This window comes from Martinezella sp. CNPSo 3964, assembly GCF_057784375.1.
On the sequence record NZ_JBXSOW010000017.1, the window covers coordinates 57,443 to 78,180 of the forward strand.

Annotated in this window: 20 protein-coding genes; 3 read left to right on the plus strand and 17 right to left on the minus strand. The window is 60.9% G+C overall.

The window, feature by feature from the left end; genetic code table 11:
- Positions 1 to 30: 30 nt before the first annotated feature.
- The 14 genes from AC13Q5_RS32580 to AC13Q5_RS32645 all read right to left on the minus strand — a co-directional run bounded on the left by AC13Q5_RS32580 (position 31) and on the right by AC13Q5_RS32645 (position 13,286).
- On the minus strand, positions 31 to 753 hold the full coding sequence (locus tag AC13Q5_RS32580) for a PAS domain-containing protein (protein WP_457877621.1): 723 nt from the start codon (positions 751 to 753) through the stop codon (positions 31 to 33).
- Between the two features lie 272 nt (positions 754 to 1,025).
- Positions 1,026 to 1,958 (minus strand): lipid A biosynthesis lauroyl acyltransferase, encoded by a 933-nt coding sequence (locus AC13Q5_RS32585; RefSeq protein WP_075851831.1) that lies wholly within the window; start codon positions 1,956 to 1,958, stop codon positions 1,026 to 1,028.
- Between the two features lie 5 nt (positions 1,959 to 1,963).
- The gene (locus AC13Q5_RS32590) at positions 1,964 to 2,992 is read right to left on the minus strand and encodes a zinc-binding dehydrogenase (RefSeq protein ID WP_075850771.1); all 1,029 of its coding nucleotides are present in this window, start codon (positions 2,990 to 2,992) and stop codon (positions 1,964 to 1,966) included.
- A 54-nt stretch (positions 2,993 to 3,046) separates the two neighbouring features.
- Positions 3,047 to 4,327: a beta-ketoacyl-ACP synthase gene (locus tag AC13Q5_RS32595; RefSeq protein WP_488504525.1), complete on the minus strand. Its 1,281-nt coding sequence runs from the start codon at positions 4,325 to 4,327 to the stop codon at positions 3,047 to 3,049.
- A gap of 10 nt (positions 4,328 to 4,337) precedes the next feature.
- Positions 4,338 to 5,543 (minus strand): beta-ketoacyl-ACP synthase, encoded by a 1,206-nt coding sequence (locus tag AC13Q5_RS32600; RefSeq protein ID WP_488504526.1) that lies wholly within the window; start codon positions 5,541 to 5,543, stop codon positions 4,338 to 4,340.
- Between the two features lie 43 nt (positions 5,544 to 5,586).
- The gene (locus AC13Q5_RS32605) at positions 5,587 to 6,060 is read right to left on the minus strand and encodes a 3-hydroxyacyl-ACP dehydratase FabZ family protein (protein WP_075850774.1); all 474 of its coding nucleotides are present in this window, start codon (positions 6,058 to 6,060) and stop codon (positions 5,587 to 5,589) included.
- A gap of 123 nt (positions 6,061 to 6,183) precedes the next feature.
- Entirely contained in the window at positions 6,184 to 6,462 is a 279-nt protein-coding gene (locus tag AC13Q5_RS32610) for an acyl carrier protein (protein ID WP_069613139.1), read from the minus strand.
- A gap of 221 nt (positions 6,463 to 6,683) precedes the next feature.
- Complete coding sequence (locus AC13Q5_RS32615; RefSeq protein WP_457877740.1) at positions 6,684 to 7,112, minus strand: L,D-transpeptidase; 429 nt, start codon at positions 7,110 to 7,112, stop codon at positions 6,684 to 6,686.
- Positions 7,113 to 7,229: 117 nt separating this feature from the next.
- Positions 7,230 to 8,210 carry an adenosylcobinamide-phosphate synthase CbiB gene (gene cbiB / locus AC13Q5_RS32620; RefSeq protein WP_075850776.1) on the minus strand — a complete coding sequence of 327 codons (981 nt, stop codon included), beginning with the start codon at positions 8,208 to 8,210 and terminating at the stop codon, positions 7,230 to 7,232.
- A 90-nt stretch (positions 8,211 to 8,300) separates the two neighbouring features.
- The gene (gene cobD, locus AC13Q5_RS32625) at positions 8,301 to 9,320 is read right to left on the minus strand and encodes a threonine-phosphate decarboxylase CobD (RefSeq protein ID WP_488504527.1); all 1,020 of its coding nucleotides are present in this window, start codon (positions 9,318 to 9,320) and stop codon (positions 8,301 to 8,303) included.
- A complete protein-coding gene (locus AC13Q5_RS32630) occupies positions 9,317 to 10,624 on the minus strand; it encodes a cobyrinic acid a,c-diamide synthase CobB (RefSeq protein ID WP_488504528.1) in 1,308 nt (435 codons plus the stop codon). Before AC13Q5_RS32630 ends, cobD begins: the two co-directional genes overlap by 4 nt.
- Entirely contained in the window at positions 10,621 to 11,469 is an 849-nt protein-coding gene (cobA, locus tag AC13Q5_RS32635; RefSeq protein ID WP_488504530.1) for a uroporphyrinogen-III C-methyltransferase, read from the minus strand. Before cobA ends, AC13Q5_RS32630 begins: the two co-directional genes overlap by 4 nt.
- 289 nt (positions 11,470 to 11,758) lie before the next feature.
- Positions 11,759 to 12,718 (minus strand): nucleoside hydrolase, encoded by a 960-nt coding sequence (locus AC13Q5_RS32640; protein ID WP_488504531.1) that lies wholly within the window; start codon positions 12,716 to 12,718, stop codon positions 11,759 to 11,761.
- A gap of 163 nt (positions 12,719 to 12,881) precedes the next feature.
- On the minus strand, positions 12,882 to 13,286 hold the full coding sequence (locus tag AC13Q5_RS32645) for a cobalamin biosynthesis protein (RefSeq protein ID WP_488504532.1): 405 nt from the start codon (positions 13,284 to 13,286) through the stop codon (positions 12,882 to 12,884).
- Between the two features lie 147 nt (positions 13,287 to 13,433).
- Here AC13Q5_RS32645 and AC13Q5_RS32650 point away from each other — a divergent pair, with 147 nt between their 5' ends.
- The 3 genes from AC13Q5_RS32650 (at position 13,434) to AC13Q5_RS32660 (ending at position 15,485) form a co-directional block, all read left to right on the plus strand.
- Complete coding sequence (locus AC13Q5_RS32650) at positions 13,434 to 14,219, plus strand: TSUP family transporter (protein WP_457877747.1); 786 nt, start codon at positions 13,434 to 13,436, stop codon at positions 14,217 to 14,219.
- A gap of 100 nt (positions 14,220 to 14,319) precedes the next feature.
- Complete coding sequence (locus tag AC13Q5_RS32655; protein ID WP_488504533.1) at positions 14,320 to 14,685, plus strand: nuclear transport factor 2 family protein; 366 nt, start codon at positions 14,320 to 14,322, stop codon at positions 14,683 to 14,685.
- Positions 14,682 to 15,485 (plus strand): helix-turn-helix domain-containing protein, encoded by an 804-nt coding sequence (locus tag AC13Q5_RS32660; RefSeq protein WP_488504534.1) that lies wholly within the window; start codon positions 14,682 to 14,684, stop codon positions 15,483 to 15,485. Before AC13Q5_RS32655 ends, AC13Q5_RS32660 begins: the two co-directional genes overlap by 4 nt.
- A gap of 15 nt (positions 15,486 to 15,500) precedes the next feature.
- Here AC13Q5_RS32660 and cobO read toward each other — a convergent pair whose 3' ends face one another.
- From cobO to cobN, 3 genes are read right to left on the minus strand one after another with little or no spacing between them, the layout of a single operon-like run.
- A complete protein-coding gene (cobO, locus tag AC13Q5_RS32665; RefSeq protein WP_488504535.1) occupies positions 15,501 to 16,145 on the minus strand; it encodes a cob(I)yrinic acid a,c-diamide adenosyltransferase in 645 nt (214 codons plus the stop codon).
- A complete protein-coding gene (locus AC13Q5_RS32670) occupies positions 16,142 to 16,741 on the minus strand; it encodes a dimethylsulfonioproprionate lyase family protein (RefSeq protein WP_488504536.1) in 600 nt (199 codons plus the stop codon). Before AC13Q5_RS32670 ends, cobO begins: the two co-directional genes overlap by 4 nt.
- The gene (cobN, locus tag AC13Q5_RS32675) at positions 16,738 to 20,736 is read right to left on the minus strand and encodes a cobaltochelatase subunit CobN (protein WP_488504537.1); all 3,999 of its coding nucleotides are present in this window, start codon (positions 20,734 to 20,736) and stop codon (positions 16,738 to 16,740) included. The genes AC13Q5_RS32670 and cobN overlap by 4 nt, the downstream gene beginning before the upstream one ends.
- Positions 20,737 to 20,738: the final 2 nt, after the last annotated feature.

The following is a 20,738-nucleotide window of genomic DNA, read 5'->3' on the forward strand; positions in this document are numbered from 1 at the left end:
GAAGCTGTTATTTGGGGCCTGAACGCGAGTTCAGGCCACCAGCATGCCTGCGGGAACGGCGATGATCTCATGCATGACGAGCAAGGCGCCGATCACTTCCGCCTTGGCGCGCAGCGGCGTCATGGTGCAGTGAAATACCTTGCCGGGCTCGATCTGGCGATAGGACGGATAAAGGCACTCCACCTTCTCCCCGGTAAAGCAGGCATCGAGCTTCGCCTTCAGACTGCTTTCGAAATCTTCCGCACCGACGAATTCAGAGATGTGACGTCCCACGAGTTCCATCGGCTTCGACTTCAGAAACTCCGAATTGGCGGCGTTACTATAGAGGTAGCGATAGTCCCGCGTCACGACAGCGACACGATCCGGCAGGCTGTCCAGAATGACATCGTTCAGCACGCTGCTTTCTTCAAAGCCGAACGCGTCGTTCCGATCGATTTTCTCGCTTGAAAACGCCCTAAGAACTTCGCCTGCTGCCTCGCTTGCACCGCCGAAATAGCGATCGATCAGCACCGAAAGCGATGCAGAATTGCGCATAACGCGCGAACGATCATCCGATTCTTCTCGGATGAGATTGTTCATGAACTGGAGCTGCATGTAAATTTCAAGCAGACTCGTGGCCTTGTAGGCCAGTATAGCTGCGATAAGTGGCTCCAATTCGCGATCCAGTGACGCTACAAGCTCATCGTCGCCAAGTTTTATCGCACGCTGAATCTGATTACATTTCGTGGAGAAGGCATGAAAGAGTGCCAGCAAAATTGCCCTCCTGTCCCTAAGCACAACAGGACGCAGGGGCCTCGTTTCCCGGCGTAGCCATGCCCAAGGATATTCAGCTTGGTGTCCGCTTTCTCACCAAACTTTCTGTATTGTGAATTAACATGACTTACCCCCACTTTCAATCCGGATGAGCGGAAGTTCTCGGGAAAGGAGAACTTTCTGAAATACAAGGCTTACTGGGCGTAATGACTGCATGAAGACCGGATGCAAATATACATGCAGAACTGTCGGTAACGCGCCGAAATGGATGCCTAGAAAACGCTCTTCTTGATATTCCAGCGGTCATGATACCAGAGCCACTGTTCAGGGTTTTCCCGCACCCAGCTTTCCACCTTGTCGTTCAGCATCTGCGCCGTCGCAGTCAGATCGAGACCGCCGGCTTCATTGCGCGGCATTTCGAGCTTCGGCTCGATCTCCAGCCGGTAGCGATTATCGGGCAGGCGGACGCAGCGGGCCGGATAAACCTCGCAATTGAACTGACGCACGAGCTTCGGCAGCAGCGGGTTCGTCTTTACATCGCGGCCGAAGAACAAGGTCTTCAAACCCTTGCGAAATTTCTGGTCCACCAGCACGCCTACACCGCGACCCGCCTCGAGCTCGCGTGCAAGGCTGAAGGACGAGCCGGCATGGGAAGGTACGAGATTGCCCATGCGCTTGGCACGAAAATCGAAAACCTTCTGGGCGACATAGGGATTGTTCGGCGGGCGAAAGAGCACCGTCACCTTCAGGCCGAAGGCGGCGCCCGCAACCGGCAGCAGCTCGAAATTGCCAGTATGCCCGGTAAAAACGATGAACGGTCGCGGATTATCCCTGAGGTCGAGAAAGATCGGAATGCCCGAAACTTCGATGCGCCCCGGCTTGTCGCTATGGGGATCGAAGTCGAAAAGCCGGTCGAGAAAGACGTACTCCGCCGCCAGCCGGCCCATATTGCCCCAGCTTGCACGCGCAATTTCCTCGATCTCTGCCTCGCTCTTTTCCGGAAAGGCATTGCGCAGATTGGTCAGCATCAATTGATGCCGCCGCATGCGCGGACCGATCTTGCGGGTCAGCCAATCGGCGAAATTGATGCCCGCATCCGCCGGAAACAGCTTCAGGAAATTCAGGAATCCGAAAATGACCTGCGCCACCAGCCACTGCTGGAAATTTCTGAGCGCAAGGACGATCCGGGTGATGAAGAGCTTCACGCGGCTCAATCCATCTTCAGGATGATCTTGCCGAATATCTGGCGCGATTCCATCCGCTCCAGTGCCCGATCGATATCATTGAAGCCGACCTCGGTATCAATCACCGGGTGAACGAGGCCGCGCGCCATCTTCTGCATGGCATTGGCCATATTCTCCATGCGGCAACCAAAGGAACCGAGCAGCTTCAGCTGCTGCTGGAACAGCATCATCAGATTGATCTCGGTCGAGACACCCGAGGTCGAGCCGCAGGTAACGAGACGGCCGCCACGCTTCATGCAAAGCATGGAGCCCGCCCAAGTATCCTTGCCGACATGTTCGAAGACCACGTCGACGCCCTTCTTCTTCGTCAGCTTGCGCACGACGCCCTCGAAGCGGTCGGTGCGGTAGTTGATGACGTGATCGGCACCCAGCGCCTTCGCCTTCTCGATCTTGTCATCGGAACCGACCGTGGTGATAACAGTGCAGCCAATCTTCTTGGCGAGCTGGATGGCAGCCGTGCCGATACCAGAGCCGCCGGCATGGACGAGGATCGTTTCGCCGGGCTCGAGCTTGGCATTGTCGAAGAGCATATGCTCGACCGTGCCAAAGGTGACGGGAGCGAGAGCTGCACCGATCGCATCGACGCCGGGAGGGGCCGGAACGAGCAGGCGAGCCGGAAGATTGACCTTCTCCTGCGCAAAGCCATCGAGATGGAAGCCGTGCACGCCGCTGACGTGTTCGCAGAGATTGTCACGACCTTCGCGGCAATGGCGGCAAAGGCCGCAGGTCTGTGCGCCATAGATAGATACGAGCTGTCCCGGTAGGACATTGGCGACACCCGGCCCGATCGCCTCGACCACGCCGGCAGCCTCCGCGCCGATGACCAGCGGCATCTTGCGCTTGGCAAATGCCATCCCGCGCCAGCCCCAGACATCGATATGGTTGAGAGCGACGGCCTTGACGCGCAGCGTCACCTCACCGGCACCTGGCGCCTCCGGCTCAGGCAGATCGGTGATCTCAAGTTTGCGGTCGTCGATCAGTTGCAAAGCACGCATGGCAAAGTCCCTCGCCTCTCGGGCGCAGTTGTATCCTGTTTTTCAGAAGTCCGCTTAAGCCGGTTCAAGCGCCATGACAAGGCTGGCGTTCTGCCCGCCGAACCCGAAAGAGTTCGAAAGAACGGCATTCACCTGCTTTTCACGCTTCTTGTTCGGCACCACGTCGAGGATGATCGACGGATCCGGATTGTTGTAGTTGATGGTCGGCGGCAGCGTGCCGGTCAGCATCGTCTGCAGCGAGAACACCGCCTCCACAGCACCCGCAGCCGTCAGCGTATGGCCGATCATCGACTTGTTAGACGAAACCGGAATGGTCGGAAGCCGTTCGCCGAAGACGGCGGACATCGCGCCATATTCCATCTTGTCGTTCTCCGGCGTCGACGTGCCGTGAGCGTTGATATAGCCGATATCGGTCTCGGCCATGCCAGCATCGGCAAGCGCTGCACGGATCGTCGCGATCGCCGGGCCACCGTCAGGCGACGAGCGGGTGCGATGGAAGGAATCGGCCTTGTCGCCGGCGCCCTTCATGATGCCGAGGATCTTCGCCCCGCGCGCAACAGCCGCCTCGAGCGATTCCAGCACCAGCGTCGCGGCGCCCTCGGCGATGACGAAGCCATCGCGGTCCTTGCTGAACGGCTTCGATGCCTTGGTCGGCGGATCGTTCTGCGTCGACAGAGCCGACAACAGTGAGAAGCGGATCAGTGCTTCGGCGCTCAACGAGCCGTCGGTCGCAACCGTCAGAGCCCGTGTCGTCCGACCCTGGCGGATCGCCTCGATGCCGAGCTGGATCGCGGTCACGCCCGATGCACAGGCCGTCGACAGCGTCACCGGCAGGCCACGCGTGCCGAACCGGTCAGCGAGACGCTCGGAAATGGCGCCGAAAAGAGCGGCTTCGTGGAAAGTGGGATCCGGGCGCTGGCGCATGGCGGCAAGGAAGCGCTCATAGGCATCGCCGTCATGATCGGCCGGAGGAGAGCGGTCGGCCAATTCGAAGCGGGCGCTCCACTCAGGCTCGATCGGTGGGGCGGCAAGGAAAAGCGGCGCGTCGAAATCGCCGGAAATGCCGGCCTGAGCCAAAGCTTCGATGGTCGTTTCGCGGGCGAAGGCGTAGGAGCGCTCGACAGCGTTCGGAACAGGAATATCGATGAAATCCACTGTGCCGGCGATGCGTGTCGAAAGCCCGTCCGTCGGGAAGCGCGTGATGCCGTGAATGCCCGACGTGCCCGAAGACAGCGCATTCCAGTTATCCTGCAGGCCCTGCCCCAGCGACGTGATGATCCCCATGCCGGTGACGGCAACGATCGGACGTCCGAGATGATCCTTGTAAGCGGTCATATCCTGTTCCTCACGCTTCAGCTGATAGTACGGCGATGCCTTCACCGCGCACATGGCCGACGGTCGTGACTACGGCCTTGCGGGCACCCGTCGGCATCGACTTTTCATGTGCGGCATCGAAAGGCGGCACCTTGGCCTGATTGGCCACAGCAAGTGCCGCAAAGGCGAGCCCGAGCGGGAATTGGCTTTCCAGCCCGTGGCCGGAAACGCCGGAATAGGCGCGAATGGCCGAGCCCGGAAGCTGCGCTTCGAGCACCGCCTTTTCGCGTTGGGCAAGATCGGGGATTGCCGTCGTGCCGGAAAAGATGATGGTCGCATCGCCGGACGCTTGCTTGGCAGGCGCGAGCATGCGCTCCAGCCGCGCTTCGAACTTGCCCCCATCACGCTTGCCGCGATCGCCCTCGACCGCGTCGATGGTTGCGTAGATATGCGCGCCGCGACCTTCGGCGTGGGCACGCGATTCAAGAACGAGGAAGGCGCTCACCGAACCCATGATCATGCCGCCGCCATCTTCCGGCTTGCGCGACCAGATGGGATGCCAATCGCCGATCGCATGCGCGTTGATCGATTCGATCAGCAGGATCATGTCGAGGCGCTCGGCGGAAAATGCGCCGCCTACCAGGGCATGGCTCGATTCGCCTGACTTGATGCGATGAAAAGCAGTCTCGACAGCGGAAATGCCGGAGGCTTCCTCACCCATGAAGGTGCGGGACGAGCCCGTAACCTTGTGGACGATGGAGATATTGCCTGCAAGCAGGTTGGAAAGCTGCGCCAGGAACAGCGTCGGCCGCAGTTCGGTCGTCAGCTTCTCGTTCAAGAGCAGCTCGCGGTCGTTCCGCTTCAGTCCTTCGTTGACGATCAGTGTGTCGACATTGGTGTCGCGTTCGCCGCCGCCGGCCGCAACGATCATGTCCATGGTACCGCAGGCTTCCAGATCATCCTTGAAGCCTGCGTCGTCGAGCGCGAGCCCGGCAGTGAAAACGCCGATGCGCTGCCAGTTTTCCATCTGGCGCTGATCGCCGCGCTTCGGGATCTGCTGCGACCAGTCGATCTCTGGCAGAGGATGCACGGGATAGGGCTTGAATTTCTCGGTTTCGACGATGGTCGGCGGCGCCTTGTCCGCCTTCAGCAGCGCGACATGCGCGTCCTTGCCAACGCCTTGGCAGGTAACAATGCCGATACCCGTGATGACCACATCATTCTGAGCCTTGCTCATTCATCAATCCTCTTCCAATGCGGCGCCGATCAAGCCGGCATCGTCAACCGTTGGCGGCGATCGCGTCGAGAAGCCCGACCTCGCCTGCCCGCTTACGCACGATATCGCCGAGCGGCACCTCATTAAACGGCATGGTGCGCAGCTTCAACTGCGCATCGCAAACCTTCTTTCCGGCGATGGTGATGCGCGCCTTGGTCACTGCAAAGCCCGAACCCTCGTGTTCCAGATCGGCCTCGATATCGAGTTCGGCTTCCGGCTCCACGAAGGTCCGCATCTTGGCGCCGTCGACCGACATCAGGAACGGCATATAGGCGAATTTTGTCGCCGCAAGCACGAGCATGCCCGAGGCCTGCGCCATCGTTTCGATAAGGAGAACGCCGGGAACGAGCGGCATGCCTGGGAAGTGGCCCTCGAAGACCGGGCTTTTCGCCGGAACGACGGAACGAGCCTTCAACTGGCCCTTGGACAGATCGACGGATTCGATCCTGTCGATCATCTGGAAATATTCCAGCAGCATCAACGCCTCCGATCCAACCCGGCAAGCCAGGATGCTGCGGGCGGGATACGCTATTTAAGAATGAAACCGCCCGGCCGCCATATTCAAGGGCGGCTGGGCGTCAAAAAAATGCAAGGATGTCGCTCAGCCCTTGGCGGCGCGCAACTCATCGATCTTGGCACAGAGATTCTTCAGCACGAAGTACTCTTCGGTCGAGACCTTGCCTTCGTTGACTTCCTGCGTCCACTGCTCGAGCGGGATCTTGATGCCGAATTCCTTGTCGATCGCGAAAACGATATCCAGGAAGTCCAGGCTGTCGATGCCAAGGTCGTCGATCGTGTGGCTATCCGGGGTGATCGTGTCACGGTCGATTTCGCTGGTTTCAGCGATGATGTCGGCAACTTTGTCAAATGTAGCAGTCACTGCCCATACCTCTTGAAATAATAATTCAATCCCCTCATAGGGAAATCCATTCCAAAAGCCAATGGTTTCCACCTGAAGCCACGGCAATTTGGCGACGCACTGTTGCGCAAACAGCAAAATGACGGTCGCGTCACAATTGCGGAATTATGGCGACATGACCGTCAGATGCGGCAGCATTGCGGCCGAACTGCAAGGACAAAGCGTTATCCCTTCGCTAGAGATCACTCGCTGATGACGATGCGCGTATTGTGAAGCCCTGCATCCGCTGCCATCGCGAAGAAGGTGGCAGCATTGCGGGTATCAAGCCGCACGCAGCCATGCGACGCCGGCCTGCCGAGTTGTCTCACCTCGTAGGTGCCGTGAACGGCATAGCCGCCATTGAAGAACACGGCGTAAGGCATCGGCGCATCGTCATATTTCTTCGAACGATGATCCTTCGACAACCATTTGGCCGTGTAGGAGCCGGTCGGTGTCACATACCCTCTGCGCGCCGTCGACACTCGCCAGCGATACTTCAGAGTTCCATCCTCTGAAACGGTCATTGTTTGCGATCGAAGATCGACCACCGCAACAACAGTTCCGGCATGGGCCGAAATGGTGTGGAATTGCATGCATAGGCATGCTGTTACTGCCAACGCGATACGCTTCATCTTGCCCCTCCGACTGTTTGCTTCCTCTCGAAGCAATTCAGACGATGGGAGAGTCTATCGCTATGCTGATTATACCAAATTAATACATATAGTGAGTGATTGCTTAATTTGGGGTACTTACAGCAGCAGCAGGAATCCCAGGAAAGCGAGAAGTGTCAGCATTGAGCATGCGCAATAGAAGATCGAAATGCCGGCTTCGATGTCACTGACGGTCGCCGTATCGCGGCCGGCTCCGTTGATCATCGGCTCGCGCACGAGTTCTCCCCCATAGATTCGCGGGCCGGCAAGCTGGATATCAAGCGCACCGGCCATAGCCGCTTCAGGTCTCCCCGAGTTGGGAGAGCGGTGCAGCCCGCCATCACGGACGGCGATGCGGATGGCATTTCCAAGCGCGGAAATCCCCCGCTTGATCAGAGCGCCGGCGGCAATCAGCAGGATGGACAGGCGCGCGGCCGGCCAGTTGGCGATGTCGTCGAGCCGCGCGGCAGCGCGGCCGAAATCGACATAAGTTTCGGATTTGTGCCCGATCATCGAATCGGCGGTGTTGAGCATCTTGTAGAAAAACAGGCCCGGCAGCCCGAAAACCCCGTACCACAGCGCCGGAGCGACAACGCCATCGGAAAAGTTCTCGGCCAGGCTTTCGATGGCGGCGCGGCAGATACCCGGCTCGTCCAAGGTCTCGGGATCGCGGCCGACGATGCGGGAAACGGCAAGACGCCCACCCTCGAGACCATCGGAACGCAATGCCCGCGACACCTCGCCAACATGATCGGCAAGGCTCTTCTGTGCCATGAAAACTGCCACAAGCCCCGCCTCGACCAAGATGCCGAGCCAGCCGAAGAAGGCCAGAAAACCATGAATGGCCCAGCCGGCGATCACGGCTCCCATCAGCAGTGCGACAATCGACATCAACCCATTGCGGCGGCGAAGCACGCCTGGCAGATGCTTGGCATTGAACCGTTGGTCGAAGGACGAAATCGCCTTGCCGAACAGCACGACCGGGTGCGGAACGCGGTGCCAAAGCCAGTCGGGATCGCCGACGATACGGTCGAGCAGCAAAGCAAGGACCAGAATGAGCAAATGTTCGTCGGCGGTCATGTCGAATATTCCTCTAGAGCATGATGCCGAAAAGTGTTTGAGCGGCTTTCGGACAACATCATGCTCTACTTCTTTGATTCTAGAGCGGATTCAGATTCTAGGTCGAACAGACCTAGAATCATCCGACTCTAGTGCCCCGGCGAGTCGTTGATCTGCCGCCTCATCCGGAGCCAGTCCGAAACGCAGCCAATTGCGCGCATAATCGAACTTGCGGACCAGAATATGATGACGGCAGAGATGCGTATATATGCCCTCGGCGCGGTCGTCTGCAACCAGTGCAAACAGGCGGGTGCCGCCGGCGACCTGAAGCTTCGATCGACGAAGAACCCCTTCCAGCGCCACATGCCGTTGAAGGATGCAGTTCCGAATGGCGCTCGTGTCGCTTTCCATCAGAGAAGCAGCAATCGAAAGGGCCGGGCCGGAAACCGCCCAGGGGCCGAGCCAGTCCTCGAAACGGGTCATGATCGAAGCTTCAGCAATCATGAAACCCAGCCGCAGGCCGGCCAGGCCGAAAAACTTTCCGAAGGAGCGGAAGATGATGAGGTTCGGCATCTCGGCGGCAAAAGGCGCCATGCTTGCCGCCGGTTCGACATCGCCGAAAGCCTCGTCGACCAGAAGAATGCCGTCGTGCTCGCACTGCCTGTCATGCAGCTCCCGCAACTGCTCGACCGACAGAGTCCGCCCATCGGGATTGTTGGGGTTGACGGCAACGACCAGCCGGTCGTCGGAGGTGAGTTCCGCAATCGTCGAAACCTGGCGAACCTGCAGGCCGGCCAGCGTGAAGGCACGCGCATATTCGCCATAGGTCGGCGAGAGGATCGCAACCCGGCCGCCGGCTACGAGCCTTGGAAGCAATTGAATGACCGATTGCGTGCCCGGAACCGGCAATGGCGAGATATCGCCGCTGCGATAATAGCCCCTCGCCGCCTCACGCGCCCGCTCCTGCAAATGCTGATCCGGAAGCCGATGCCATGCCGCGACGGGGATTTCGGGCAAGGAGACCGGATTGGGGTTGATACCCGTCGACAGATCCAGCCATTCCTCCGGATGTCCGCCATATTGGCGCGCCGCCGCAGTGATGCCGCCGCCATGGATGATCCTGTTCGTCATGCGGCGTCACCGGCAAGATCGATCAGATGCATGTAGGAACCGGCGACATTGGCGCGTTGCAGGCCGGCTTCACCCAGATCGGTATCGAGCGCATCGCTGACCGCAAACAGGCGGTCCGCCTCGCCTTCCGACACGATCGTTGAATAGTGAAACTCATGCGCAGTCATCGGCTTCTCGAAGAAGGAGCCGGCAAGCGGCACCACGCGCCGATAGCCAAGATGGCGCTGCCGCTTCTCGTAGCTGGTCACGACGGGCAAGAGGCCGAGCATCCCGTGATGCACACCCGCCGCATCCACAAGCCCCTCGCCGAGCACCATGTACCCACCGCACTCGCCATAGATGCGCGCTCCGCGCGCGGCGGCCGCCTTCACGCCATCCTGGAAATGCTGCGCGGCAGCGAGCTTTCCGGCGTGCAATTCCGGATAACCACCTGGGAGATAGACGGCATCGGCATCGACGGAAGGGGCTTCGTCCGCGAGCGGAGAAAAGAAGGATATTTCCGCGCCGCGCCGCCTCCAGCCGAGCAGCATATGCTCGTAGCAGAAGGCGAAGGCGATATCCCGCGCTACGGCAATGCGTTGGCCGAACGGCATCAGGCGCGCGATATTGGCAACCGAGGGACGGACGACATGCTGATGCGCCGCCCGCAAGAGCAGTTCGAAATCACAGGTCTTCGAGACGACCTCGGCGGCCGCCTCGATAAATTGCTCGAGCGCCCCATGCTCTCCCGCCTGCACCAGGCCAAGATGCCGCTCCGGCAATGCCAGGCTGACATCACTGCGGATGACGGCGGCGACGGGCATACGCACCGCATTCAGTGCCTGACGCAGCATTTTCTCATGCCTGTCGCTGGCAACGCGATTGAGCACGACACCGGCGATGCGGATATCGGCGCGAAAATTGGCAAAACCGCTGACGACGACCGCAACCGATTGCGACATGCGCGAGCAATCGACGACAAGCACGACGGACAGGCCGAGCAAAGCTGCCAAATCGGCCGGCGTGCCCGTACCATCGGTAGCGCCGTCGAAGAGGCCCATCATCCCCTCGATGACGAGCATCCGCCCGCCGGCGCGATGAAGCGCCGAGTTGGCGGAAATGAGTTCGGCACGCATGGCCCAGGGATCGAAGTTGAGGCAGGGCGATCCCACGGCTGCCGCATGAAAGGCAGGATCGATATAGTCCGGTCCCGCCTTGCCGGATGCGACCGCAACACCCTTGTTTCGCAGTGCCCGCAGCAGACCGAGCGTAAATGTGGTCTTGCCGGAGCCTGAAGAGGGTGCCGCGATCAGAAGGCCACTCATGCCGGCACCTTATGTCCGCTTTCGCCCGGCCGTTCGACTGATGGCACCAGCGTACGGCCGGAAAGCGCGCCAAGCCAATCGAGCGACGGCCGCAATTTCACCACCTCGCCGACGACGACGATGGCCGGCGGCTCGAGGCCGGAGGCTTCGACATCTTGAAGCGCACGCCCGAGCGTCGTTTCCAATACCTGCTGGGAGGGCGTGGCCGCATTACAGACGAAGGCAACAGGCTCATCCGCAGAGCGGCCGGCAGCGATGAGATTGGCGCTGATCTGGGCGATGTGCTTCATCGCCATATACATGACGATGACGGGCGAGCCCCTGCCGATCGCCTCCCAATTGATCGCATCAGGCACGACGCCAGACGAATCATGGCCGGTCAGGAAGGTGACGACGTGGTTGACGTCGCGATGGGTGACGGGAATGCCAGCATAGGCAAGGCCGCCGATCCCGGCCGTAATGCCGGGCACGATGCGGAACGGAATCCCATGCTGGACAAGCATCAGCGCCTCCTCGCCGCCGCGCCCGAAAACAAAGGGATCACCGCCCTTGAGGCGCAGGACGCGCTTGCCGGCCCGCGCCAGCTCCACCAGCCGCAGCGAGATATCCCGTTGCTTGGCCGACGGCTTGCCGCCGCGCTTGCCGGCATATTCCAGCACGGCACCCGGACGCGCGAGTTTCAGGCAATCTTCATTGACGAGCGCATCATGCACGATGATATCAGCCTCGGCCAATCCCTTGGCGGCCAGCAGGGTCAAAAGCCCCGGATCGCCCGGCCCGGCGCCGACAAGCCAGACGGACCCTGGCTCGAGGGCCGGCAGATTGGAAAAGGCGGTATCGTTCATCCCATGTGTCCTATGCCCGGATGGGCGAAATTGCAATGTTGAGAACGGGATAAGGCGATCTCGGTTCGACATCGCTCCCACTGCAAACATTACGTCACACATCCTCTCGGCATGAGCGACAGCACGCTATGGGCTTTTCCAACGACGACAGGAAAGGAAAATAGTCGATCGATCGCATGGCATTCCGGACTCAATATATCCGGAAACTCAAATAGGTTCCCGATAGAACTGGAGAATGGCCTTCAGCGAATTGTGAAGGGGGCATTATCGCGCGCCCCCTTCACGGGGCTCAGTGCTTCACCTTGCCCAGAATCACGTCACGGATCAGGTCGAGAACCTGCTGCGAGCGAATGCCGGTGCAGGCGATCTGGCTCGGCAGATTGTCCCAATCGCCCGGCGGGAAGCGGCGGCCATCCTGCTTGATGATCGTCTGGCCATCGGCAATGCCGCCGCAGACGACGCGGATCGATCCCTCGATCGTGTCGAACAACTCGGGCGCGACGACGTAGACGCAAGCGCAGCTGTCGTGGACCATCATGCCGTCTTCGACCGCATGCTTGTAGAAATCGATATAGGACTGCGAGAGGTCCGCGAGCAGCTGCACGGAGGGCCCGCCCGCCTTTGCCATGTCAGCCAGATAGCTGCGGCTCATCGTCGTCACCGACGTAACGTCGAGACCGACCACGACCACTTTCCACGGCGCCGTCATGATAAAATCGGCAGCTTCCGGATCACCGTGAATATTGGCTTCCGCGACCGGAGTGACATTGCCCGGTACGTAGAAATTGCCGCCCATGATGACGACGCCCTTCACGAGCGAGGCGATCTCGGGGTCGTGCTTCAGCGCCAGAGCCAGATTGGTCATGCGGCCGACGGCGACCAGGGTCACCTCGCCCGGATTGGCACGGACGGTATCGATGATGAACTGGTAGGCCGGCCGCGGATCGGCCGGCAGGTCGATCGTCTCGGGCACGTCGATGTCGCCGAGACCATTGTGACCGTGAACGACGGTCGGCCACGGCCGTTCCTGCCGCGAGGGATCGAAGGTGACGCTGGCACCGCGCGCGACCGGGCACGGAATATTCCACTCGCGCTTCAGAAACAGCGCGTTGCGCGTCGTCGTATCGACAGAGGCGTTGCCGAAAACCGTCGTTACGCCGAGAAGGTCGATATCCGGGTGACGATGCAAAAAGAGAAGCGCCATGGCGTCATCGACGCCCGGATCCGTATCATAAATGACCTTATGCATGATTTTTCCTTACCAACATACTGAATAAGCTTGATCTTTCGGAAAATCCCTCTCGTCGCGGATCACGCTTGAACTATCGGCATACACGAGAACCGCCGCCGGCGAAATGGTACCACGATGGTCCCATGGAGCATTGATGAGATTTGCGGAGCGAATTCGCTGCTCAGACGATCCTGGCGATCGCGGCCGTCGCAAAGCTGGACTTGATCTTGGGAAGCACGAGCTCCGAATCCGGGCCGGCGGCCGCCAGCGCCGCAGCCTCGGCGACGCCGTGGCAACCGGCATGAGCAAAGACGATCTCGGAAGGGTTCTTTAGTCTCGGAGTCTCCCGCTCCAATGCGGCCGCCTTGAAGAAGCGAGCCGGGAGGCGGAAATGCGTGGCAGTCTCCAGAATGGCCGGCTCATCCATGCGCGTATCGATCGAGACAACAGCCAGAACCTGGTCACTCCCGATGCCTGCCTCCTGGAATGCTCTTTCCGCAAGCATCCGCACCTCATTCCAGTCCGTGCCGCGCTCGCAGCCGAGGCCCAGAAGATAGCGGCGGGTGGAATTGGCATATGTCGTCATAGTCGCTCCCAACGGCATCGGCCGATATGACAGCTGTAGCGGGCGCCTTTCGGCACGTCAATTTCGCCCGGTGTGTCCTGATAGCAATTGCCTTGCGGCAGGCGAAGTGCCAGAAGGCCGCTGATTTCCCGCCCTCGAGTTCCCGCCTTGCCAGACATCACATTCCAGATCCTGCTTCTGCTGTTTGCCGCCGCATTCTTTGCCGGCTTCGTCGATTCCATTGCGGGCGGCGGAGGGCTGGTCACCGTGCCCGCCATGCTCTTGGCCGGCATTCCACCGCTGCAGACCCTCGGCACGAACAAGGTGCAGTCGATCTGCGGCGCGGCCTCGGCCACGATTGCTTATGCTAGGCAAGGGCATGTCAAGCTTCGCGAACAGCTTCCGATGGCCGCAATGGCGGTCCTTGGAGGCATGCTCGGTGCGCTGCTGGCGACAGTCATGCCGAGCGAAGTTCTGCGCATCATCCTGCCCTTCCTGCTGATCGCAATCGCACTCTACTTCGCCATGAAGCCCAATCTCGGCGATGTCGAAAAGCATCGGCGCATGAGTGCAGGACTTTTCGGTGTGACGCTCGTGCCGCTGATCGGCTTTTATGACGGCGCTTTCGGACCGGGCACGGGTTCGTTCCTGATGCTCGCCTTCGTCACGCTCGCCGGCTTCGGCCTGCTGAAGGCGACGGCTCATACGAAGCTGCTCAACTTCGGCTCGAACCTCGGCGGCCTCATCGTCTTCATCTTCTCCGGCGCCATCCTCTGGAAGGTCGGGCTGACGATGGGTGTGGGCCAGTTCCTCGGCGCCCAGCTCGGCTCACGGCTCGCCATGCGCATCGGCGCCAAGCTGATCAAGCCGCTGCTGGTCGTCGTCTGCATCGCCTTTGCGGTCAAGCTGCTGGCCGACCCCACCCATCCCGTCTGGATCTGGCTCGGATTGTAAGATCCAGCCTTTGATTACCTCCGACGTAATTGATACTGCTTCGGTACGCGCCGATGATCGCCCCGCCTGAACGGTTCAGGCGATCCAAAGGAGTTGACCGATGACTGACGCGAACACAATTGCAGACCGCTATATCGCCATCTGGAACGAGGCCGACACCGACCGCCGCCGCGCGCTCATTGCCGAGGCATGGGCGGAAGACTGCAGCTATATCGACCCAATGATGCGCGCCGACAACCGCGAGCAGATCCATGCGCTGGTCACGGCCGCACACGAGCGCTTCCCCGGTTTCCGCTTCACCCTGATCACTAACGGCGAGCGGCACGGCGACAACCTCCGCTTCTCCTGGGGTTTCGGCCCGGCCGATGCCGCGCCGCTGATCAAGGGCACGGATTTCGCGATCCTGGAAGGCGAGCGGCTGAAGTCCGTTCACGGCTTCATCGACCAGCTGCCGGTTGCCGCATGATGAACCCGGCTCGCTCTCTCGGCGACCATCTGCGCGAATGGCGGCAGCGCCGCCGCCTGAGCCAGCTCGAGTTCGCCCTTGAAGCCGATATATCGCAGCGACATCTGAGCTTCATCGAGAGCGGGCGGGCGCTTCCAAGCCGCGAGATGCTGATACATCTCGCCGAACGGCTCGGTGTACCCTTGCGCGAACGCAACCCGATGCTTCTCGCGGCCGGATTTGCCCCCGTCTTTCCCGAACGTAAACTGGACGACCCGGCGCTTGCCCCGGCACGGCGGGCGATCGACATGCTGCTGAAAGGCCACGAGCCCTTCCCGGCCCTGGCGATCGACCGGCACTGGACGCTGATCGCCGCCAATGCCGCCGTCGCACCGCTGCTTGCCGGTGTCGTCGACACCTCGTTGACCGAGGGGCCGATCAACGTCCTGCGATTGAGCCTGCACCCGCAAGGCCTGGCGCCTCGCATCGCCAATCTCGCCGAATGGCGTGCACATCTGTTGGAGCGCCTGCGCCAGCAAGTGTCGGCAACAGGCGATCCCGTGCTGGCAAAATTGCTGCAGGAACTGTCAGCTTATCCCGCGCCGCCTGCCCCGAAATCGGCAGCTCCGGAGCGGGATTTCGCCGGCATCGCTGTACCTCTGGAGCTTATCACCGAGGCGGGACATCTTTCGTTTCTGTCCGCCACGACGGTCTTCGGAACGCCCGTCGATGTCACCTTGTCGGAATTGGCCATCGAATCCTTCTTTCCCGCGAACCCTGAGACGGCAGAAGCACTGAAGGCGATGCTGCCGGGCGGTTGAGCGCCCGGCAAATGGTCAGAATTCGACACCCGGCTGCCCCTTGATGCCGGAACGGAATGGATGTTTGATCAATTCCATCTCGGTCACGAGATCGGCAATCTCGATCAGCTCTTCCTTGACGTTTCGGCCCGTCAGGACCACATGGGTCATGTAGGGCTTTTCGTCCCTGAGAAATTCGATCACATCCTTGATGTCGAGGTAGTCATAGCGAAGCGCGATGTTGATCTCATCCAGCAGCACCATCGAATTCCGCTCATCACGGATCAGCTCCTTGGCCTTCTCCCAGGCAGCAGAAGCCGCCGCCACGTCGCGGGCGCGGTCCTGCGTTTCCCAGGTGAAGCCTTCGCCCATCGTATGGAACTGGCAGAGATCGGAGAAATGCTTCTCGATCAGGTCGCGCTCGCCGGTCCACATGGCGCCCTTGATGAACTGCACGACGGCGCTCGGCTTCCCATGGGCGATGTGGCGGAAGATCATGCCGAAGGCGGAGGAGGATTTTCCCTTGCCCTTGCCGGTATGGACGATGATGAGGCCCTTCTCGTCGGTCTTGGTCGCCATGATCTTGTCGCGCGCGGCCTTCTTCTTGGCCATCTTGTCGGCGTGACGGGCATCGTCGTTCTTCGGTGCGTCCGCGCCGGTTTCGGCCAATTCGTCGCTCATTGCGTTCTCCCTGATATGATCGATTTCTGTGCCAGCGGTCCGCCGCGCCAAAGATAGAGCGCGACAAGCGGCTGATCTTCCGTGCGCATGGCATGGCGGATGTTCGAGGGGTGATGAATGACCTCGCCGGACCAGCGCGGCAGGAACGGCTGCGCGTCCTTACTCCATAGGGAGCCATCGGTCAGAGGGATATAGATTTCCTCGGCCACGTGATGATGATCTGGATAGTGGACGTCCGGACCAAGGAGCAGAAAGCCCCCGGCCATCTCCTCGCTCGCAAAATGCCCGCGCGTGCCGAACAGCTCAACCCAGCCATATCGCTGCAGGAAATCACTGCCAAAATCGGTGATGCTATAGGTCTGAGCCCAATGCAGTAGATCCGCCGCATGGGAAAGCCTGCCGAGCAAGGCCCCTTCCGCCCCGGTGGCAACCTGATCGAGCTCGCGAAGATGGGAGAAGACGGGCAGATCCCTCGGCGCCAGCGCGCGCTCCTCGGTCGGCCAATCAAAACCGTCAATGAAATGCTGCAACAAGAGATCGCTGCGCGACTGCAGATAATCTCGAAAGGCGACCAGAAGCTCGTCGACCCCGCTCATGCCGCCGCCTCCTTGCGTTCTTTCAGGCTTTCCAGATCGAAGCGCGCCGAATTGCTTTTCGGTGTCCAGAGCTTGCGGTCGATCGCCTCAAGAAGACGTTCCCGCATCTCCCGCAGCGCGGCCGGATTCTTCTCCGCCATGAAATCCCGCACATGCTGATCGACCACGAAAGCCTGGTAGACGGCTTCGAAGTGGTGATTGCCTACTGCCCCCGTCGTCGCGGCGAAGGCGAAGAGATAGTCCACGGTCGCGGAGATCTCGAAGGCGCCCTTGTAGCCGTGGCGCATGATGCCATCGATCCACTTGGGATTGACGACGCGGCCGCGCACGACACGACCGATCTCTTCCTCAAGCGAGCGGATCACAGGCTTTTCCGGCCTCGAATGATCATTGTGATAGATCGAGGGGCGCGCGCCGCCAAGCTGCTCGGCAGCCGCCGCCATTCCGCCCTCGAACTGATAATAATCATCGCTGTCGAGCAGGTCATGCTCGCGATTGTCCTGGTTCTGCACGACCGCCTGAATAGAACGCAACCGCTCCTCGAAGACGCCGCGTTCGGCTCTGCCTTCCTCGCCGGCGCCATAGGCATAGCTGCCCCAGACGAGATAGGCTTCGGCGAGATCGGCGCGCCGCTCCCACCCCTTCTCGTCGATAAGCGCCTGCAGACCGGCACCATAGGCTCCGGGTTTCGACCCAAAAATGCGATAGCCGGCCCTGCGGCGGGCGGAGGCTGCGTCGAGGCCAGCCGCTTCCAGCCGCGCGATCTCGCCACGCATGCGCTCCGCAATCGGATTGTCGCTCGCATCCTCATCGAGCATGCCGACTGCGCGGATTGCCTTGTCGAACAGGGCGATCTGCTCGGGAAACGCATCACGGAAAAAACCCGAGATACGCAGCGTGACATCGACACGCGGCCGCCGCAGCATGGCCGGCGGTATGATCTCATAGCCCGTCACGCGGCGAGACGTCATGTCCCAGACGGGCTTGACGCCGATCAGCGCCAGAGCCTGCGCGACATCGTCGCCTCCCGTCCGCATGTTCGACGTGCCCCAGGCGGTCAGGCCGAAGGAGACGGGCCATTCGCCATGGTCCTGCACGTAACGGCGGATCAGCAGCTCGGCCGATTTCTTGCCAAGCTCGTAAGCGGCCGGCGTCGGCACGGCACGGCTGTCGACCGAGTAGAAGTTCCGCCCCGTCGGCAAAACGTCCGGCCGGCCGCGCGTGGGCGCACCGGAGGGGCCAGGCGGAACGAAACGGCCGTCGAGGCCTTTGAGCAGGGCCGAGATTTCCGCATCGCCGCAAGCGAGGATGGACGGCTGGAGCTTCGAGGTAATCTCGCTGAGAACCGCGCGGGTGTTTGGCCAGTTCTCGGGGCATGCCGTTTCGCCAGAGACCAATTGTGCGGCCAGGAGTTCGATCCGCTCCACGGTATCGCCTTGGGTGCGCCAGGGGGTGTCAGAGATACTTTGCAGAATAGAGGGACGCGGGCCGGTCCATTCGGCGGCCATGTCGCAATCCAATGGATCGAACGGTTTGATCGGAGAGATACCCCCCTCTGTCAGCTTCGCTGACATCTCTCCCACAAGGGGGGAGATTGGCGGGAGTGTGCCGCTTCGCCTTGCCAGATCTTTATCATTAGCGTCAGCGGACTCTATCTCGATTTGATGTCGGGGGGCACCGCGAGCCACCAATCTCCCCCCTTGTGGGAGAGATGTCGCGAAGGCGACAGAGGGGGGTGCCGCACTCTCCACACCCGCCAAACTCTCCATCATCGCAAAAGCATCCCGCGCAATCGCCCGCTGCAGGCTCTGATCGCCACCCTCGCCAAGCCCGCGCGGCACTCTTGCCAGCGCCACCGTCAAATCCGCCAGCAACCGCCCGGAGGGCGAAACGCCGAAGATGTGCAGGCCGTCGCGGATCTGCATTTCCTTGAGATCGCAAAGATAGGCGTCGAGCTTGCGCAATGCCTCATCTTCGCCCTCGCCCTTGGCGATGCCCGCATCCTGATCCAGGCCGATATCGGCGACGAGATCAAGGATCTGCTTGCGGAGCAGACGGATACGGCGAGGGTCGCCCCCTGAAGCCTCGTAATATTCATCGACCAGCGCCTCCAGATCCTTCAGCGGACCGTAGCTTTCAGCGCGCGTCAGCGGCGGTGTCAGGTGGTCGATGATGACGGCGCTCGTGCGGCGCTTGGCCTGCGTGCCCTCGCCGGGGTCGTTGACGATGAAAGGATAGAGGTTCGGCAACGGCCCGAGGATCGCTTCGGGATAGCAGGCTTCCGAAAGCGCCAGCGCCTTGCCCGGGAGCCATTCGAGATTGCCGTGCTTGCCCATATGGATGACGGCATGAGCACCGAAGGAGCGACGCAGGAAGGCATAGAAGGCAAGGTAGCCGTGCGGCGGAACGAGATCGGGAGAATGATAGCTCTCCTTCGGATCGATATTGTAGCCGCGCGCCGGCTGGATGCCGACAAGCATCTCGCCGAAGCGGGCGAACGGCAGAGCAAAGCCGGTGTCGAGCGCGTAAGGATCCGCCTCCGGCTCACCCCAGCGCGCCGTAATCTCATCCTGAATCTGTTTCGGAAGTGACGCGAAGAAATCCTTGTAGTCGCTGAAGGAAAGCATCTCGCGAACGACACGGCCATCATGCCCGGAATTTGTCGGGCCTTCCGCCATATGCCGCATCAGTGCATCGCCATCGGCAGGCAGATCGGCAACGCCGTAACCCGCAGCCCGCATCGCCTTCAGCACCTCGATCGTGCCTGCCGGCGTATCCAGCCCGACGCCGTTGCCGAGACGCCCATCGCGGTTGGGATAGTTCGCCATAACAAGCGCGACACGGCGATCGCCGGGCGGCGTGCTGCGCAGCCGCGCCCAATTGGCGGCGAGCCGCGCCGTATAGCGCATGCGGTCCTCAAGCGGTTCGCTGGCGACGATATTGGCCTCAACCCTCTCGTCATAGCGGGCAGCCGCCTTGAAGGACACGGCGCGAGCAAGAACGCGGCCATCTACCTCGGGCAGCGCTACATTCATGCCGAGATCGCGGGCCGAAAGCCCCTGTGAGGACGCCTCCCAGGCTTCTTTCGACGACGCCGAGAAGATGGCCTGCAGAACGACGGCCTCGCCCGTCTCCAGCACCGTCGCTTGACGATCCGCGCCCGGCGCCGAAACCGCAAAGCCGGTGGCATTGATGACCACGCCCGGCTTCAGCTCGGTAAAAACGCTTTCGAGAATGCCGACTGACACTGCATCCTTCAGGCTATAGGCAAAGACCGGCAGCGGCCGCATACCCTCGGCGATAAGCGCCTCTATCATGGCTTCGACAGGCTTCGTCTCACCGCTCTGGACCAGCGCGCGATAGAAGGAAATGGCAACCGTCGGGGGTTCGAATCCTACAGGGATCGCCATCTCGGCTTTGGAAACTCTTCTCCACTCCTCGACGCCGATCACGCCCTTGCCCGGCCACCAGATGCCGGCCTTCATTAGAGGCGCGGCAGGCATAGGCTTCTCGCCACCCAAGAGCATCGCCTCGGCATAGGCAAGAAATGCCCTGGAGTTCGCTTCGCCGCCTTCGATCAGATAGGACCACAGCGCATTGAGGTCATCGAGCGCGACATTGGAAAAAGGCGTCAACCCCGGATCGGGCTTCGAATCTCCCGGCAGCGCCGCAATCATTGCACCCTGGCGCGCCGCACAGGCATGCAGCGCCTCCAGAGCATAGTGGAAATAGCTCGCGCCTCCGAGCGCCCGTACGATGATGAGCTTCGCATGCCGGGCCGTCCTGTCGATATAGGTATCGACGGACATCGGATGCTTGAGGCTCATCAGGCTCGCAAGTCGAAGGGAACGGCCGCCCTCGCCGTACGCTGCGGCAATCGCCGCAAGCTCGGTATCGGCGGCAGACAGAAAGAGGATATCGCCGGGCGACTGCCCGAGATCGATTGCCTCTTCGCCGTCGCTGATCGTTCCCTTCTGTGCCAGGAGGAGATGCATGG